The 16043-nt window shown below is 64.3% G+C and carries 17 protein-coding genes; 3 read left to right on the forward strand and 14 right to left on the reverse strand.

What is annotated here, in order from left to right; translation table 11 throughout:
- Positions 1-88: 88 nt before the first annotated feature.
- Positions 89-1678, forward strand: coding sequence for an Hsp70 family protein (locus tag I7X09_RS04280; protein WP_200315736.1), 1590 nt, complete (start codon positions 89-91; stop codon positions 1676-1678).
- Positions 1679-1696: 18 nt separating this feature from the next.
- Here the strand turns inward: I7X09_RS04280 and tsaD are convergent, their stop codons facing one another.
- From tsaD to I7X09_RS04315, 7 genes are all read right to left on the reverse strand, one after another.
- A complete protein-coding gene (gene tsaD, locus I7X09_RS04285; RefSeq protein WP_200315738.1) occupies positions 1697-2734 on the reverse strand; it encodes a tRNA (adenosine(37)-N6)-threonylcarbamoyltransferase complex transferase subunit TsaD in 1038 nt (345 codons plus the stop codon).
- Positions 2731-3225 (reverse strand): ribosomal protein S18-alanine N-acetyltransferase, encoded by a 495-nt coding sequence (gene rimI, locus I7X09_RS04290; RefSeq protein ID WP_124566599.1) that lies wholly within the window; start codon positions 3223-3225, stop codon positions 2731-2733. The genes tsaD and rimI overlap by 4 nt, the downstream gene beginning before the upstream one ends.
- A 10-nt stretch (positions 3226-3235) precedes the next feature.
- Positions 3236-3919, reverse strand: a complete 684-nt coding sequence (gene tsaB, locus I7X09_RS04295; protein ID WP_200315740.1) for a tRNA (adenosine(37)-N6)-threonylcarbamoyltransferase complex dimerization subunit type 1 TsaB — start codon at positions 3917-3919, stop codon at positions 3236-3238.
- A gap of 78 nt (positions 3920-3997) precedes the next feature.
- Complete coding sequence (gene tsaE / locus I7X09_RS04300; RefSeq protein WP_200315747.1) at positions 3998-4489, reverse strand: tRNA (adenosine(37)-N6)-threonylcarbamoyltransferase complex ATPase subunit type 1 TsaE; 492 nt, start codon at positions 4487-4489, stop codon at positions 3998-4000.
- Complete coding sequence (locus tag I7X09_RS04305) at positions 4479-5531, reverse strand: alpha/beta fold hydrolase (RefSeq protein WP_200315750.1); 1053 nt, start codon at positions 5529-5531, stop codon at positions 4479-4481. Before I7X09_RS04305 ends, tsaE begins: the two co-directional genes overlap by 11 nt.
- The gene (gene alr, locus I7X09_RS04310; RefSeq protein WP_200315752.1) at positions 5528-6730 is read right to left on the reverse strand and encodes an alanine racemase; all 1203 of its coding nucleotides are present in this window, start codon (positions 6728-6730) and stop codon (positions 5528-5530) included. Before alr ends, I7X09_RS04305 begins: the two co-directional genes overlap by 4 nt.
- 55 nt (positions 6731-6785) lie before the next feature.
- Complete coding sequence (locus I7X09_RS04315) at positions 6786-8219, reverse strand: NAD(P)H-hydrate dehydratase (RefSeq protein WP_200315754.1); 1434 nt, start codon at positions 8217-8219, stop codon at positions 6786-6788.
- Positions 8220-8257: 38 nt separating this feature from the next.
- Between I7X09_RS04315 and I7X09_RS04320 the strand changes: the two genes are divergently transcribed.
- Complete coding sequence (locus tag I7X09_RS04320; protein WP_095968914.1) at positions 8258-8629, forward strand: plastocyanin/azurin family copper-binding protein; 372 nt, start codon at positions 8258-8260, stop codon at positions 8627-8629.
- A 54-nt stretch (positions 8630-8683) separates the two neighbouring features.
- Here the strand turns inward: I7X09_RS04320 and glmS are convergent, their stop codons facing one another.
- Complete coding sequence (glmS, locus tag I7X09_RS04325; RefSeq protein WP_200315756.1) at positions 8684-10546, reverse strand: glutamine--fructose-6-phosphate transaminase (isomerizing); 1863 nt, start codon at positions 10544-10546, stop codon at positions 8684-8686.
- Between the two features lie 112 nt (positions 10547-10658).
- On the opposite strand from glmS, the gene I7X09_RS04330 reads away from it, so the two are divergent.
- The gene (locus tag I7X09_RS04330) at positions 10659-11498 is read left to right on the forward strand and encodes a poly(ethylene terephthalate) hydrolase family protein (RefSeq protein WP_095968912.1); all 840 of its coding nucleotides are present in this window, start codon (positions 10659-10661) and stop codon (positions 11496-11498) included.
- On the opposite strand, the gene I7X09_RS04335 is transcribed toward I7X09_RS04330, so the two are convergent.
- The 6 genes from I7X09_RS04335 to rplM form a co-directional block, all read right to left on the reverse strand.
- Positions 11459-11767 carry a hypothetical protein gene (locus tag I7X09_RS04335; protein WP_200315758.1) on the reverse strand — a complete coding sequence of 103 codons (309 nt, stop codon included), beginning with the start codon at positions 11765-11767 and terminating at the stop codon, positions 11459-11461. The genes I7X09_RS04330 and I7X09_RS04335 overlap by 40 nt on opposite strands.
- Entirely contained in the window at positions 11764-12912 is a 1149-nt protein-coding gene (locus tag I7X09_RS04340; protein ID WP_200315760.1) for a hypothetical protein, read from the reverse strand. Before I7X09_RS04340 ends, I7X09_RS04335 begins: the two co-directional genes overlap by 4 nt.
- A complete protein-coding gene (locus I7X09_RS04345; RefSeq protein ID WP_200315762.1) occupies positions 12909-13214 on the reverse strand; it encodes a hypothetical protein in 306 nt (101 codons plus the stop codon). The genes I7X09_RS04340 and I7X09_RS04345 overlap by 4 nt, the downstream gene beginning before the upstream one ends.
- 140 nt (positions 13215-13354) lie before the next feature.
- Positions 13355-14692: a phosphoglucosamine mutase gene (glmM, locus tag I7X09_RS04350; protein WP_200315764.1), complete on the reverse strand. Its 1338-nt coding sequence runs from the start codon at positions 14690-14692 to the stop codon at positions 13355-13357.
- A 154-nt stretch (positions 14693-14846) separates the two neighbouring features.
- A complete protein-coding gene (rpsI, locus tag I7X09_RS04355; RefSeq protein WP_095968908.1) occupies positions 14847-15359 on the reverse strand; it encodes a 30S ribosomal protein S9 in 513 nt (170 codons plus the stop codon).
- A complete protein-coding gene (gene rplM / locus I7X09_RS04360; RefSeq protein WP_003940842.1) occupies positions 15356-15799 on the reverse strand; it encodes a 50S ribosomal protein L13 in 444 nt (147 codons plus the stop codon). The genes rpsI and rplM overlap by 4 nt, the downstream gene beginning before the upstream one ends.
- Positions 15800-16043 lie beyond the last annotated feature (244 nt).

Here is a 16043-nt window from a genome sequence, read left to right on the forward strand (position 1 = left end):
AATGAGCAATCCTCACGAACCTTCTGTAACGTTCATATAACGGCGGTCGATTGAACATTGACCGGCATTGACTGTGAGGAGGTGTGCGATGAGTTGTTCACTGGGAATTTCCACTGGATCTTCCGGTGTCTATTCAGCACTCGTCGACACCGATACCAGCACAAACGCGCCAGGCGCCGTGCCTGCCGAGACTCGCTTCGTCTCGGCGGATCAGGCCAATTCCAACGTCGGTGACCTCGTCAGAGCATCCATCAAGCTGATGACGACGCAGGTAACGGACGGATCTGAAGCGCCGCGCTCGATCGGTGTCAGCTATCGCACCGACGACCAGCTCGCGAGCATCAAGTCATCTCTCTCGCGCTCGCCGAAGCAGGTCCGTGCCATCCCTGAACCTGCCGCAGTACACGCGTATCTCGCCGAGACCGGGAAAACCGAGCGGTACGACACGACAGCTCAGGTCGACGTCGGCGATCAGGGTCTGACGGTGTCCGTCGTCGACCACACCGGTGAAGTTCTGCATTCCGACCGCATCGACGCCCTCGCGGGGGCCGGAATCGACCGGGCATTGGTCGACTTCGTGACCGAGAAGGCGCCAGGGCACCTGCGCCGGTACACCGACGCGGAACTTCTTTCCGCCCGGTGCCACGTCGCGAAGGAGCAACTGTCCACTGCCACCAAGGTGACCATCGACCTTCCCGTCGACGCCATGGCAATCACGCGCGACGAGTTCGAAGCCATCATCGCCCCGGATATCGAGCGCGCCGTCACCTTCATCCGTGAAGTCGTGAACGGCTCACCGCGGCCCGTCGGAGCCGTTGTGCTCATCGGCGGTGGCGCACACATTCCGGCCGTGCGGTCCGCCGTCGCCGCTGCCGTCGATCTCCCACTGGTCGAGATCGTCGAGCCCGAGACTGCGGCAACCAAAGGTGCTGCACTCCTGGCAGATTCGATCACCGCAATTCGTTTCCCCCTGCTGGGCTCCGGAAGTGACCAGCGCTCCGGATCCACCGCCAAGGTCTCGGGCGCTTTGATCGGTGCGCTCGTGGTCGGCGGACTGGTACTCGGCTACGGCGCAAAGGAATTGGTTCCGACCGACGACACCGCGGTCTCGCCTGTCGGAACCGGTTCGACCACGACGACGGTGAGCCCCGAAGCGACGACGAGCACCGGATCGACGATCATCCCCTCGCATGATCCTCTACCTTCGGTAGCAGGCAGCACGTTCCCGCAGTACGGCTATCCCACAACGCCGTTCGACTCACAGCCCTACGACACGCACTCGTACACAACACATCAGTACACACTTCCGCCTGCGCCGATCCCGGACAGCGAGACGACAACTACGCCGCCGACGACCACACCAACCTCACCGGGTTGGCCGACCATCCCAGGGGTCACACTGCCCGATCCACCGGCGTGGTGGCCGACGCTCCCGGACACCGAGGCGACGCCTCCGGTCGATCCGACCGAGGCGAACCCCGGCGGCGGTATCGGCCCGGGCGAAAGTGGCGGAGAAAACCCGACGACGCCGGAAAACCCTGGAAGCGGTTCCACCGAAACCGAAATCACGACCCCCGGCGGTGGTGATCCGACGACTAAGCCCGGTGAACCGAATACCTCGATGCCCGAAACCGGTCCCGCGACCACACCGGATCGGGAACCGGTCCCAGTCGGTTGATTCTCGGTCGGTCGATTCTCAGCGCATCAACTGGCTGATCGAGACCGACAGCCCCGGGTCCGTGGCGACACTCAATTCCGAAGGGCCTGCGCCGTTTCCGATCAGGTGGGCGGCCAACGAAGCGATCATCACGCCGTTGTCCGTGCAGAGTCGAGGTTTCGGAATGCGCAACGTGATGCCGGCTTCGGCGCAGCGCTGCTCGGCGAGTGAGCGAATACGTGAATTGGCCGTGGCGCCGCCGCCGAGGACCAAGGTGTCGACCCCGACGTCCTTGGCTGCACGCACTGCCTTCATCGTCAGGACGTCGGCAACGGCTTCCTGGAACGAGGCGGCGATGTCCGGAATCGAAAAGGTCTCGCCTGCGCGCTCTTTCGATTCGACATAGCGGGCGACGGACGTCTTGAGTCCCGAGAACGAGAAGTCGTGCCGCGAATCGCGCGGCCCCGTCATGCCGCGAGGGAAGGCGATCGCGTTCCGATCCCCCTCTTGCGCTGCAGCATCGAGTGCCGGTCCGCCGGGAAAGCCGAGTCCGAGCAGTCTGGCCACCTTGTCGAAGGCCTCGCCGGCGGCGTCGTCGACAGTCGTTCCCAGCTCGACGATGGGCTTGCCCAGATCTTCGACGTGAAGCAGGTGCGTGTGACCACCGGAGACCAGCAAGGCGACGCACGAGGGCAACGGACCGTGTTCGAGAGTGTCCACCGAGACGTGACCACCGAGATGATTGACCGCATAGAACGGGATGTTCCATGCTGCCGCATAGGCTTTCGCTGCGGCGACACCGACCAGCAGCGCGCCGGCCAGGCCGGGTCCGATGGTGACGGCAAGTGCGTCGGGCTTCTCGATACCGGCGGCCGCAAGAGCGCGGCGCATCGTCGGTACTATCGCCTCGAGGTGAGCCCGTGAGGCCACTTCGGGAACGACTCCCCCGTATCTGGCGTGCTGATCCACGCTCGATGCCACCTCGTCGGCCAACAGGTCGCAGGTTCCGTCACCGTTCCAGCGAACGATGCCGACACCTGTTTCGTCGCAAGAGCTTTCGACACCCATGACGATCATGCTTGCTGCTCCTCAATTTCGCGGACACCGAGCACGGCGGGCCGTCTCATCGTGTACGCATCTGCCCCGCTGGGCTGGTAGTACTTCTTTCGTGTTCCGACGATCTCGAATCCTTCGCGCCGGTACAGCGCGATGGCAGGTTCGTTGTCGGTGCGCACTTCCAGGAACACCGGGCACTGCCGTGAATCCGCCAGGGCCAGAAGCGCATCGAGCAACGCGCCGCCGATTCCCAGTCGCTGAGTCGAGGGATCCGTACCGATGGTGTGAACCTCGGCCTCCATGTTCGGCGACGCCCCCAACAAGGCAACTCCGGCGTATCCGAGGACGTGACCGTCTGGTTCTCTCGCAACGAAGTAATGATTATGTGCGCCGGCAAGTTCCGAAACGAATGCTTGCGCGCTCCAGGGACCGTCGCCCGCGAACAACGCACGTTCCAACTCCGCGCACCGTTCGGCGTCATCGACGTTCATCGGCTCGATGCTGTACTTCATCTGCTCTGTCTCACTTGCCACGTTCTGCGAGGGTCTTCGCGTCCGGGCGTCGGAGGTACAGCGGCTCCCGCGGGGCCGGAACCGAGCCGGCCAGAATCTCGCGAGCAGCGACTGTCACCAACCCGGCCGGTGACGGTGTTTCCGCCGGGTCGACGGGCAGATCGAAGAAGTCCACGTGCGAAGCGGATCCGGCAATCAGCGTCGAAGGCGAAGGATCAACGTCGCCGGCGGAATTCACTGCCGGTCCTTCGACGCGCACCCCTCCGTCATAGCGCGCCCAGTAGATCTCGCGACGCCTCGCGTCAGTCACGACGAGCAGGCTCTGTGTGGTCGGTACCGCAGCCGCGATGGCGTCGAGACTGCAGACGCCGTACACGGGAACACCGAGTGCATCACCGAAGGCAGCGCCTGTCGCCATGCCGACGCGCAGTCCGGTGTACGGCCCCGGCCCGACACCCACGACAACGGCGTTCAACTCTGCCGGAGTGACCCCTGCCTCGGCGAGGCATTCGAGGACGTGAGGGGTCAAGACCTCGGCGTGCGCACGAGGATTGACCGTGACACGCACGGCAAGCGTCTCCACTGTGTCCGGAGACACTGCGTCCGATGTCTCTGTGTCCGGTGACGGAGCCGACAGGGAGACGACTCCGGCAGTGACCGCCGGAGTGGAGGTGTCAATTGCGAGAACAAGCACGATTTCTCAGGGTACCCGCACGTGAAGAACTACTTCCGGCCCGGGAGGGTCACGACGTCTGGAACATCAAACGCCGTTTCACGACGTCCAGATCCAGCTGGCCGTCCGCACATCAGATTCAGGTTCCCGACGAAGCTGCACTCGCAAGTGTCGTTCGACGAGCCTTTCCACGACGTCACCACCCCATTCCACCACCACCACTGCATCGGTGAGGTCGGTGTCGAGGTCGAGGGCATCGAGTTCATCGAGCGCGTGCGGTCCGCTGTCACCCAGCCGGTATGCGTCGACGTGAATCATGCCGACAGGAACTCCGCCGCCGGGGCGGGTACCTGGGCGATGCTCGCGAGCGATGACAAACGTCGGGGACGTCACCCGGCCCTGTACCCCGAGACCGGCTCCGATTCCACGAGTCAACGCGGTCTTGCCTGCCCCGAGTGGCCCGTCCAGCACCACCAGGTCGCCGGCAACAAGTCCCGCCGCCAAGCGTCGGCCGAAAGCCTCGGTATCTTCGGCCGTTTCCAACGTGATCTGTCCGGACACGGGAAGTCCAGTGGAGTTCTCAGCCGACATCGGACCGCTCTTCTACCTGCGCTCGCTGCACGAGCTTGTCGATTGCGTCCGTCACGATCGCCGGGAACTCGAGCTGCACCAGATGGCCTGCCCCGTGAACTCGCACGAGTTCGGATTCGGGGAGATCGGCAGCGAGACGCTTCGAGCTGATGAACGGAATCATCATGTCTTGATCGCCGCAGATCACGACTGCCGGTGTGTTCGCGAGGACCTCGAGGGACGCGGACTCGTCGTGCAGTTCCAACGTCCGCAAGAAATTGACGATGGTCACGACCGAGGTCCGGTCGAGCATGCCGTCCGACAGTTCATGCAGCCGCGGGCTGACATCGGTGCCGTACGAGGCCGCACGCAGGATCGGCGTGATCAGTACTCGCGCAGCGCCGCGCGCATGCTGAACCACTCCTGGCGAGGTGCGCACTGCCAACCGGAACCCGTCGATGATCGGATTCTGCAGATTACGGGTCAGACCGGTCTCGGCCAGCCCGGCCGCCGTCGTCGCGACCAGCCCGACGCCGATGACTCGTCCCTCGAACCATTCGGGTCGCTGACCGGCGAGCGCGAGCACCGTCATGCCACCCATCGAGTGACCGACCAGAACTATCGGTCCCTTGGGCACTTTGGCCTCGACGACAGTCGCGAGGTCGCGGCCAAGCTGCGAGACCGTACAACTCTTCGAACGCGACATGCCCGAATCTCCGTGTCCGCGCTGGTCGTAGAACACCATGCGAACCTTGTTGCCCCATCGCTCTTCGAGCTGGCGGCGCTGGAAATGCCAGGACAGCGCACTCAGGCAGTACCCGTGCACGAAAACGACTGTCAGCGGAGCGTCATCCGGTCCCACTTCGCGAACTGCCAGCTCGACGCCGTCCTCGGTGCGCACAGTGCTCTTGCGGTCGCGCGTCATGAGGTCGAAGTCCTCGTCCGCGTAGATTTCCCGGCCCGGACGCGTCGCGGTCTTGAATGCATTCACGCCGGCCATCGAGCCGAGCGCCACAGCGCTGAGCAGGCCACCGAGAATGCTCATCTTTCCTGCAGTCTTCATGACGTCTCTCCCCCGATGTACGTACGCACAGTGCGTCCACGTATTCCGGTCACGACCTCGTAGTGAATCGTGTCGAGTACATCGGCCCAGGCCTGCGCGTTGGGTTCGCCCTGATCGCCGTTGCCGAAGAAGATCGCGGTGTCACCTTCGCGAACTCCGTCGCCGTCCGGCCCCAGGTCCACCAATACCTGGTCCATGCAGATCCGCCCGACGGCCTGGCGACGCTTACCGCCCAACTGCACTTCGAACTTGCCGCTGAGTGAACGAGACAGACCGTCGGCGTAGCCGACTGGAAGCAGCGCAAGAGTGGTGTCGTGCGGTGCGACCCACTGATGCCCGTAGGAGACGCCCTCTCCGGCGGCCACCTTCTTCACCAGAATCACCTTCGCTCGCAGCGTCATCGCCGGTCGTAAACCGAAATCTCCGAGTTCGGGCACCGGAGACAATCCATATATCGCAATTCCGGGCCGAACCATGTCAAATTGCAGGTCAGGACGGGTGACTGTCGCGGCGGAGTTGGAAAGATGAACCACTTCGGGTTCGAATCCGCGAGCGCGGACGTCGGCAACCGCGTCGATCAAACGCTGCTTCTGCATGTCGATGACGTCGTGATGCGGTTCGTCCGAGTGCGCAAGATGGGAGAACACTCCGCGCAGCCTGATCGTGCCCTCGTCCCGGGCAGTTGCGAGGTCGTCGAGCATCTTCGGCCACTCGGTTCTCGATACGCCGTTGCGATTGAGACCGGTGTCCACCTTGAGCGTCACCGTCGCTGGTTGTCCCAGAACCCGTGCCGCGTCGACGACAGCAGCCAGGTGTCGCGGCGAGGACACGCCGATCTCGACATCGGATCGGATCGCCGAGGAGAAATCGGCGTCGACGCCATGCAGCCAGGCCAGGACGGGAGCGGTGATGCCTGCCTCGCGAAGAACCAATGCCTCCGCGATGGTGGTGACGCCGAGTTCCCGGGCTCCGGCCGAGAGCGCCGTTCGCGCCACCGCAACTGCGCCGTGGTTGTATCCGTCCGCCTTGATGACCGCCATCAACGCGGCGTCCCCGGCAAATTCACGCAGAACACGCACGTTGTGCGCGATCGCGTCCAGATCGACGACTGCCTCCGTCTGCGGCCCTACTGCGTCTTCGAGTCGGCTCGCCTTCCCCTCGGCAGGCTCCTTCGGTGCTCTTCCCTGGGCAAGCGTCATGGCGACAATCCTGCCACCCACGCAGAATCGGACACGTGTTCGGGTTTGAACACCCTCAATCAAGGGCAAAAGAGCGAAGCACACGCACCGACTCGCGCAGACCTCCCAGCAGGGGCGAAGCCGAAATCGGTGCTCCGGCGACATCGCTCTGATCGCCGGCAGCGGCGATATTCGCAGCCAACGCGTGAGCCCGCGCCCCGACGGCCCCGGCTTCGAGAGGGCTCAGTCCCGCCGCCAGCAACGCGCCGATCACACCGGAGAGGATGTCGCCCGAGCCTGCGGTCGACGCCCAGGAGCCGCCGGCGTCGTTGACCAGGACCTCACCGCCGGGATCCGAAATCACCGTCGTACGGCCCTTCAGCAGAACGGTGACTCCGAGGCGCTCGGCGAGAGCACGTGTGGACGCGATTCTGTCGTCGCCCAGGGGTGTGAATCGTGCGAACTCGCCGGCGTGGGGCGTCAACAATGTCGGCGCGGTGCGGGCTGCGACAAGTTCGGGACGCTGAGCGAGGAGGGTGAGTCCGTCCGCATCGACAACAACGGGTACATCAGTAGCCAGCACCGACGCCAGAAGCCGCGCGGCGTCGTCGTCAGTACCCATGCCGGGGCCGACCACCCAGGCCTGAACCCGCCCCGCGGCGTGGAACGTCTCACTGGCAATCACTTCCGGGAACCGGGCGAGCACCTCGGCGGAGCCGTGCCCGGCGTAGCGGACCAGGCCGGAAGTGGCGGTCACCGCGGCGCCGGTACAGAGCACACCCGCGCCGGGATACTGCTCACTTCCCGCAACGATGCCCACCACACCCTGCGAATACTTGTCGTCCCCCGGGCCGGGCACCGGCCACAGCGCACCGACTTCCGCCGGATCGAGTGAACCGAACTCGGGTTCGCCGACGTTCAATCCGATGTCCACGAGTTCGACACGACCACACAACGGAGCCGCGAGTACGTGTACGGGCTTGAGCGCGCCGAATGTGACCGTCACGTCAGCGGTCACCGACGGGCCGTCCACCGAGCCGGTGTTCGCGTCGACGCCGCTCGGAAGATCGACCGCCACGATCGGTGCATCCACATGGCCGACGAGTTCAGCCGCGTCAGGTCGCAGACCGCCGTGTCCGGAAATCCCGACGATGCCGTCGATCACCAGATCCGGGGACCCGACGTCGGCAGCGACTCGGCCACCGGCCTTCAAGAGAGCGTCGAGGCCCGCCCGATGAGCGCGCGCCGGATCGAGCAACACGGCCCGCACGCTCACACCTCGTTTGCGGAGCAACGCACCCGCCCACAGGGCATCACCGCCGTTGTCGCCGGTACCGACCAGAAGCGTCACCGACCGATGCGCGACCGATCCTGTACGGGAACGTAATTCGTCCGCGACGACTCGCGCAAGGCCGTAGGCCGCTCGACGCATCAGCACCCCGTCGGGCAGCTTGTCGAGCAGCGGCGCCTCCGCTGCTCGCACCTGATCGGCTGTGTAGTACCCACGCATGTCGGAACCCTTCAGTTGCCGTCGCTACCCTCGGAACCATGAAATCACGTCTTCGCCCGGCAATCGCGGGACTCGTCCTCGCCCTCGGTCTGGTCGGGTGCAGTTCCAGCACAGACACCACACCATCTGCGGCCGAAACGACGGCGAGCGGACCCGTGGTGACCATCTCCGGGATGGCGTACTCCCCCGCTTCCCTCACCGTGAACGTCGGCGACACCGTCACGTGGGTATTCGACGACAACGGAATGGCCCACGACGTCAACGGCCTCGGCGACGCGAAGGGCAAACTCCGCAGTCCGCTCAAGAAATCGGGAACCTACACCTACACGTTCACCGAACCCGGAACTTACGACTACACCTGCACACCGCATCCCGAGATGCGCGGAACCGTCGTCGTTCAAGCGCCGTAATGCACTCGGGCCCCGCAGTCTTTCGACTGCGGGGCCCGAGCTGTCTTGCGAAAGCTATTCGACCGTAACCGATTTCGCCAGGTTACGCGGCTTGTCGACGTCGTAGCCGCGTGCGGCTGCAACCTCGGCCGCAAAGATCTGCAACGGAACCGTGGACAGCAACGGCTGCAGCAGGGTAGGTGATGCCGGAATCTCGATCAGGTGATCCGCGTGCGCCGCGGCGACGGTGTCGCCTTCCTCCGCGATGACGATCGTCGTCGCACCGCGCGCTTTGATCTCCTGAATGTTGGACACCAACTTCGAGTGCAGGACAGCGCGGCCCTGCGGCGACGGCATGACGATGATGACCGGAAGGTCCTCCTCGATCAAGGCGATCGGGCCGTGCTTGAGCTCACCGGCGGCAAAGCCCTCGGCGTGCATGTACGCAAGCTCCTTGAGCTTGAGCGCACCCTCGAGCGCCACCGGGTAGCCGACGTGGCGACCCAGAAACAGCACGGTCGACGCGTGCGCGAACTGGCGTGCCAACGCGCGCACCGGTTCTGCGGTCTCGAGTACCTTGCTGACCAAAGCGGGCATCGCTTCGAGGTCGGCATACTCGCGGGCAACCTCGTCCGGATATTTGGTGCCGCGCGCCTGCGCCAAAGCCAAACCGACGAGGTAGTTCGCGGTCACCTGCGCAAGGAACGCCTTGGTGGACGCGACCGCGATTTCCGGTCCTGCCCGGGTGTAGAGGACGGCGTCGGCCTCGCGAGGGATCTGCGCACCGTTGGTGTTGCAGATCGCGAGGACCCGTGCCTTCTGATCCTTGGCATGCTTGACAGCTTCGAGTGTGTCGGCCGTCTCCCCCGACTGCGAGATCGCGACGACGAGCGTCGAACGATCGAGAACCGGGTCGCGGTAACGGAATTCGCTGGCGAGTTCGACCTCGACAGGTAGACGCGTCCAATGCTCGATCGCGTACTTCGCCAACAGACCGGAATGGTAAGCACTACCGCAGGCGACGACGAACACCTTGTCGACGTCGCGCAGCTCCTGGTCCGACAACCGCTGCTCGTCGAGGACGATCTTCCCGTTCTCGAAGTGTCCGAGGAGGGTGTCGGCAACCGCAGTCGGCTGCTCTTCGATCTCCTTGAGCATGAAGTAGTCGTGACCACCCTTTTCGGCGGCCGCGAGATCCCAGTCGATGCGGAACGGGCGTCCTTCTGCCTCGTTGCCCGCGAAGTCCGAGATCCGGTAGCTGTCGGCAGTGATCACCACTGCCTGATCCTGTCCGAGTTCAACCGCATCGCGCGTGTGCTCGATGAACGCGGCGACGTCGGAGCCGAGGAACATCTCGCCCTCACCGACACCGACGACGAGCGGCGTCGAGCGACGGGCGGCGACGATCGTGTCCGCGTGGTCGGCGTGCGTGAAGACGAGCGTGAACGCACCTTCCAACCGGCGAACCACCGACAGGGCACTCTCGATGAAGTCGCCTGCCGTCGGCCCCTGCACGTACGCCCGGGCTACCAGGTGGACTGCCACCTCGGAATCCGTGTCGCTCTGAAGCTCGACGCCTGCAGCCTCGAGCTCCGCTCGCAGCGGGGCGAAGTTCTCGATGATTCCGTTGTGAACGACAGCCAGCTTGCCCGACGCATCACGATGCGGGTGTGCATTGCGATCCGTCGGACGCCCGTGCGTCGCCCACCGGGTATGGCCCATACCGGACGTACCGACGAAGTGATCCGCGCCGTACTCGCCGAGCTCCGCCTCGAGGTTGGCCAACTTACCGGCCTTACGCTCGATCTCGACCCCACCGGTTCCGTCGAGAATCGCGATTCCCGACGAGTCGTACCCGCGATACTCCATTCGCCGTAAAGCCTCCACCACAACGCCCAGAGCTGGGCGGTGGCCGACGTATCCCACGATTCCGCACATGGTGACTCAGGGTACTTGGACATCGGCAGTGGGCGCATTTTGCGGTTCCCGCACCTGGTTGCAGTGTCCGCTCCGCATACACGAGGCGGCTCATCGGATAACGTCTTCAACCGTGGCACCGAAACTGAAGACACTGACCCGTGAGCTGTCCAAGCGCGGCCCGCATCGAGTTCTCCGCGGCAACCTCGCCCTGGCCGGACAGCCGGGTGTCGTGTACACGCCGGAAACCGGTTTCAATCTCCCCGCCGTTGCCTTCGCGCACGGGTGGATGGTCGGGTCCCACAAGTACGAGCAGACACTCCAGCACCTCGCTTCCTGGGGAATCGTCGCAGCGGCGCCCGACAGCGAACGCGGTCCGGTCCCGTCACATCTCGGATTGGCGGCAGATCTTCGGGCCACTCTCGACATCTGCGTCGGCGTACGCCTCGGCCCCGGCCAGATCAGCGTCCAACCCGATCGGGTCGCCTTTGCCGGTCACGGCATGGGCGCGGGCGCGGCAGTGCTGGCGGCAGCTCAACGTGGGGATGTCGGTGCGGTGGCCGCGCTGTTCCCAGCCCCGACGGCACCCAAGGCGGAGAACTACGCGTCGAAGATCACAGCGCCCGGATTGATCCTCGCCGGCGAAGACGACGTCGATTCCATGACCAGCAATGCCCGCCCCCTGAGCGTGGAGTGGGGCGGACCCGTCGTGGCACGTACCGTGAACGACGGTCAGGACGCCGGACTGATCGAAGGCCGACGACTCCTCGGCGCTCTGGGTCTCGGTGGGTCCGAGCGTAAGACACAGGCCGCCACACGGTGCCTGCTCACGGGCTTCCTGTTGTTCCATCTGACCGGAGACAAGAAGTACAAGGACTTCGCTGATCCCGACGTCGAGATTCCGCACACGTCACCGTTGCTCCCTGTCGAACCTCACTCCGACGCGCGGGCCAGCCAGCTGTTGCGTAAGTAGGGGTCCGGGCTCGCCCCCGTCATCGGCGGCGGGCTCGGCTCAGTCGGCGTCGGCTCGGACGCGGACCGCAGGTACGGGCCGACTCCGACGGAGCTGTCAGGATCGCTGTCAGCGGTGTCGTTCGCGGCAACTTCGGTATCGAATCGCAGCGACGGTGGGCTCCGACGCGCTTCCTCGGTCCCCGCGACTGCTCTGCGCTCACGGAAATCGTCGAGTTGAGCATCGAGGGTTCGCCGGATCGCTTCGAACGGCGCGTGTACGGACTTCACAGCGGACCAGCGCCGGCCAACTCGGCACCCGTCTCGTCGGCGGGGACGGCAGACGACTCCTCGGGCACTGCGACAGGCGGCTCCGCGTCTGGCTCCATCTTCGGACCCGGCGCCGGCAATACCTCAGCGGCGGAAACCTCAGTGATGGATACCTCGGTGGTGGTTTCAACCGGCAGCTCGGGCTGAAGTACCTCCGACTGGGGCGGTTCCTGCAGCGTTTCCTGATCGGCATCGAATACTATTCGCGGCCAACCATTTTCGTCCAACTCCACGCTGACCGACGCAGCGCTCCCGTCAGCGCCGGTGACCTCGAGACTCACCCCGCGACCGTCGGGAGTAATCGAGAAGCCCCACACGCTGCCGCCGATCGAAAACGAGAACGGCGAAGCCGCGGCACAGGAAGCGCTCGGCTCCGCGACCGGCAAGCTTGACGGGAACGCATCTGTCAGCCACTGCGTCGCAACGTCGAAAGCATCACCTACTGCACTCGCGCACTGCGTACACGCCCTGTCGAATTCGTCGCGAGCGTCCAGATACACCGAACGAAAAACTGTCTCCAGCCATTGCTCCGCACCACAACCGCTGGAAGCGGCGCGGGTCAGCTGCTCGATCTCCCCCACGCCCAGACCGCCGATCGTCGCCCGGTCGAGACTGGCCACCTTGAAAGCCTTGTCGGCCAGCGCCGTTCGAACAGTCCGCGCGAATTCGTCAGCCAGTGCGATCAACAGTGGCGCCGAATCTGCATCGGACCGAGCTTCTCGCCTCGCCCCGAAGACCTGATCTACGACCACATCCACTCCGGAAACATTCCACACCGCTGGAAGGTTCTCCGCCAGGGCCGTCAGCATCGTGATCTCCGCGACCGAACCATCCACGGCCCCAGCCAAGTCCGACACGTCTCGCGTCAGTGCCTCCAAATCGATGCCCACTTCTGCACGATACGAATCCTCGTAGGACGTGAGCAGTCGTTCTTCGAAACCCAACTGAGTGGCCAGGTCGTGAAATCGACCGAAGAACTGCAGTCCTCTCGCACCAGCATCCAGGATCTCGTCGGGATGCACGAGCGAATCACGCAGTGCAAGAACATCTTCGACGAAGCCAAAGCCGCTCGCCACGGCGTGAGGCGTCACGCTGTTGGGGGTCACGAAGTCGACCCGCCGGAGCCGCGCAACCGCTGCGCGCCCGCACGGTCCACGTCGACGACCGCCTCGGTCGAGGAGGAAAGCCTGCGCCCCAGCATCTCGAGAAAATCGGCACGCCCGACCAAGCGAGAATTCACGACCGCCAATGCCGAAGCCAACGCGACTCCGTGCTCGGCATAGTCACGGCCCGAAACACCACCGCCGAATCGCAAATGCCTGATCGATTCCGCAGAAGCTCGCAGATCCTGAGCCGCCGACACCGCATGGCGTGCCAATTCATCTGTTCCAGCACGGTCGACGTCCACGAGCGACCCCCAAGTTTGAGCGGAACCACTCGCACGTCGAGCGGCCTATGACTCCTTGGACGCAGCGGGGCGCATTTACGTTCCCTCGAAAACGCGAACGCGTCTACGTTTTCTCGGCAACGCGAACTCGCGATGTGGGGCTACACCGAACCGACGATCTCGGCCAACTGGTCGGCCAACTTCTGCGCGAGCGGGAGTTCGGTTGCTTCGACCATGACGCGGACCAGTTGCTCTGTCCCCGACGGACGCAGGAGCACTCGACCACCGTCACCGAGAACGCGCTCGGCGTCCGCGACTGCCGCAAGTACCGACGGCGACGCTGCCACCGTCGCCTTGTCGCCGACCTTGACGTTGATCAGCACCTGCGGGAGGGTGGTCATCGTTGCGGCCAATGCGGATGCCGACTTGCGCGTACGAGCCATGCGTCCGAGCAAACGGAGACCGGTGAGAATTCCATCGCCTGTGGTACCGAACGCCGGCAACACGACATGGCCTGACTGTTCTCCACCGAGGCTGTACCCGCCCGCACGCAGTTCTTCCAAGACATAGCGGTCACCTACGGCCGCCGTCACGACGTTGATTCCGGCCTCCCGCATCGCGATGTGCAACCCGAGATTGCTCATGACGGTCGCGACGAGAGTGTTCTCGACCAATTCGCCGGCTTCATTCATCGCGATCGCCAGAACAGCCATGATCGCGTCTCCGTCGACCACCGCTCCGGTCTCGTCGACTGCCAGGCAGCGGTCCGCGTCGCCGTCGTGTGCGAGCCCTAGATCCGCCCCGTGATCGACCACGGCTTTCTGAAGATTCTCCAGGTGCGTCGATCCGCAACCGTCGTTGATGTTGAGGCCGTCGGGATCGGCGCTGATCGCGATGACGCGAGCGCCCGCTGCGGCGTAGGCAGCCGGTGCGAGCGCGGAAGCGGCGCCGTTGGCGCAGTCGACGACAACGGTGAGTCCGGCAAGCGGCTCGCTAGCCGCGCTCGCCAGATGTGCCAGGTACAACTGAGAGGCGTCGTCGGCGGTACGGACTCGGCCGATCCCGGCACCGGTCGGAAGTACAGGCGCTGCAGCGCCGTCGAGCGCATCCTCGATCGCCACCTCGACGGCGTCGTCCAGCTTGTGTCCACCGGCCGCGAAGATCTTGATTCCGTTGTCCGGCATGGGATTATGCGATGCCGAAATCATGACACCGAGACTGGCGTCGAGCTTTGCCGTCAAGTAGGCAACTGCCGGAGTCGGAAGAATACCCACGTCGAGCACGTCGACGCCTGCGGAACTCAACCCGGCCGTCACCGCAGCCTGAAGCATCTCACCGCTGGCGCGAGGATCGCGGCCGATCACGGCGGTCGGGCGTGCATCCGAGGTGTCGGCTGTCAGTACGCTCGCCGCGGCCACTGCCAATCTCAATGCGAGATCTGCAGTCAGATCCGAATTGGCAAGTCCACGAACACCGTCAGTACCGAACAACCGACCCATAGAACGACTCCTGAATCCTGTGAACCTCGAGAATGGAACTCGAGAATGGAATTTCTCCGAGAAACACAAGAGCGAGCGTCCGGTAACGATGGACGCCCGCTCTCGTGGTGAACAGGTGCCGAAGCAGACCCGTTGGGTCAACCTCGGCAAAGCATCAGCGCTTGGAGTACTGCGATGCCTTACGGGCCTTCTTCAGGCCGTACTTCTTACGCTCGACCGCGCGGGCGTCACGCGTCAGGAAGCCTGCACGCTTGAGGGCCGGACGATCATCAGGGGTTACCTCGATGAGTGCGCGCGCGATAGCCAGACGCAGTGCGCCTGCCTGACCGGACGGGCCGCCACCGTGCAGCAGTGCAATGATGTCGAAAGACTCGGGACGCTCGACAAGCACCAGCGGAGCCTTGATCAGCTGCTGGTGAACCTTGTTGGGGAAGTAATCCTCCAACGTACGGCCGTTGAGCTTGAACTGACCGGTGCCGGGAGCCATCCGGACGCGAACGACAGCCTCCTTGCGGCGACCGACGGTCTGGACCGGGCGATCGAGGACGATCGGTGCGAGCGTAGCTGCAGCAACCTCTTCGACGACCTCGACTGCGTCAGCGGCGACAAGCTCTTCCACTGCTTCGATGTTCTCTTCGGACACGTTCTGCTCTTCCGGCGATGTCACTGTGCGACCTGCTTGATCTCGAACGGCACCGGCTGCTGCGCGGTGTGGGGGTGATTCGGGCCCGCGTAGACCTTGAGCTTGCTGCTCATTGCGCGGCCGAGCTTCGTCTTGGGGAGCATGCCGACAATGGCCTTCTCGACGAGACGATCGGGAGTCCTGTCGAGGACCTCACCGACAGTGCGGGACTTCAGGCCACCCGGGAATCCGGAGTGGTGGTAAACGTTCTTGCCCTGCAGCTTGTTGCCGCTGATGGCAACCTTCTCTGCGTTGATGATGACAACGAAGTCACCACCGTCGATGTGCGGCGCGTAGGTGGGCTTGTGCTTGCCACGCAGCAAGTTCGCTGCCTGAACGGCAAGACGGCCGAGCACCACGTCAGTGGCGTCGATGACGTGCCACGTGTGGGTCACATCTCCGGCCTTCGGGGTGTACGTAGACACAGATCTTCCTCGTCTTAATTCATTCCACTGCTGACCATGTGCGTATCGCGTAAACGATCCTCGGCGGCCAGTTGAGACCCGAGAACCGCCGGTCTCCACGCATTTCTGCCGGAGCCCTACGGCACGCCACCGATAGACGATACCGGTCTACCCGCTGCCAGGTCAAAGCGCAGCCATCGCCGTCGACAACGCCCTCGTCCGAAACCAGGGGGTAAGCGATCGACATGCGCCTGCCCCGGCAACC

Origin of the sequence: Rhodococcus sp. P-2, assembly GCF_016598535.1 — a bacterium.
GTDB classification, from domain to species: Bacteria; Actinomycetota; Actinomycetes; order Mycobacteriales; family Mycobacteriaceae; genus Rhodococcus_F; species Rhodococcus_F baikonurensis.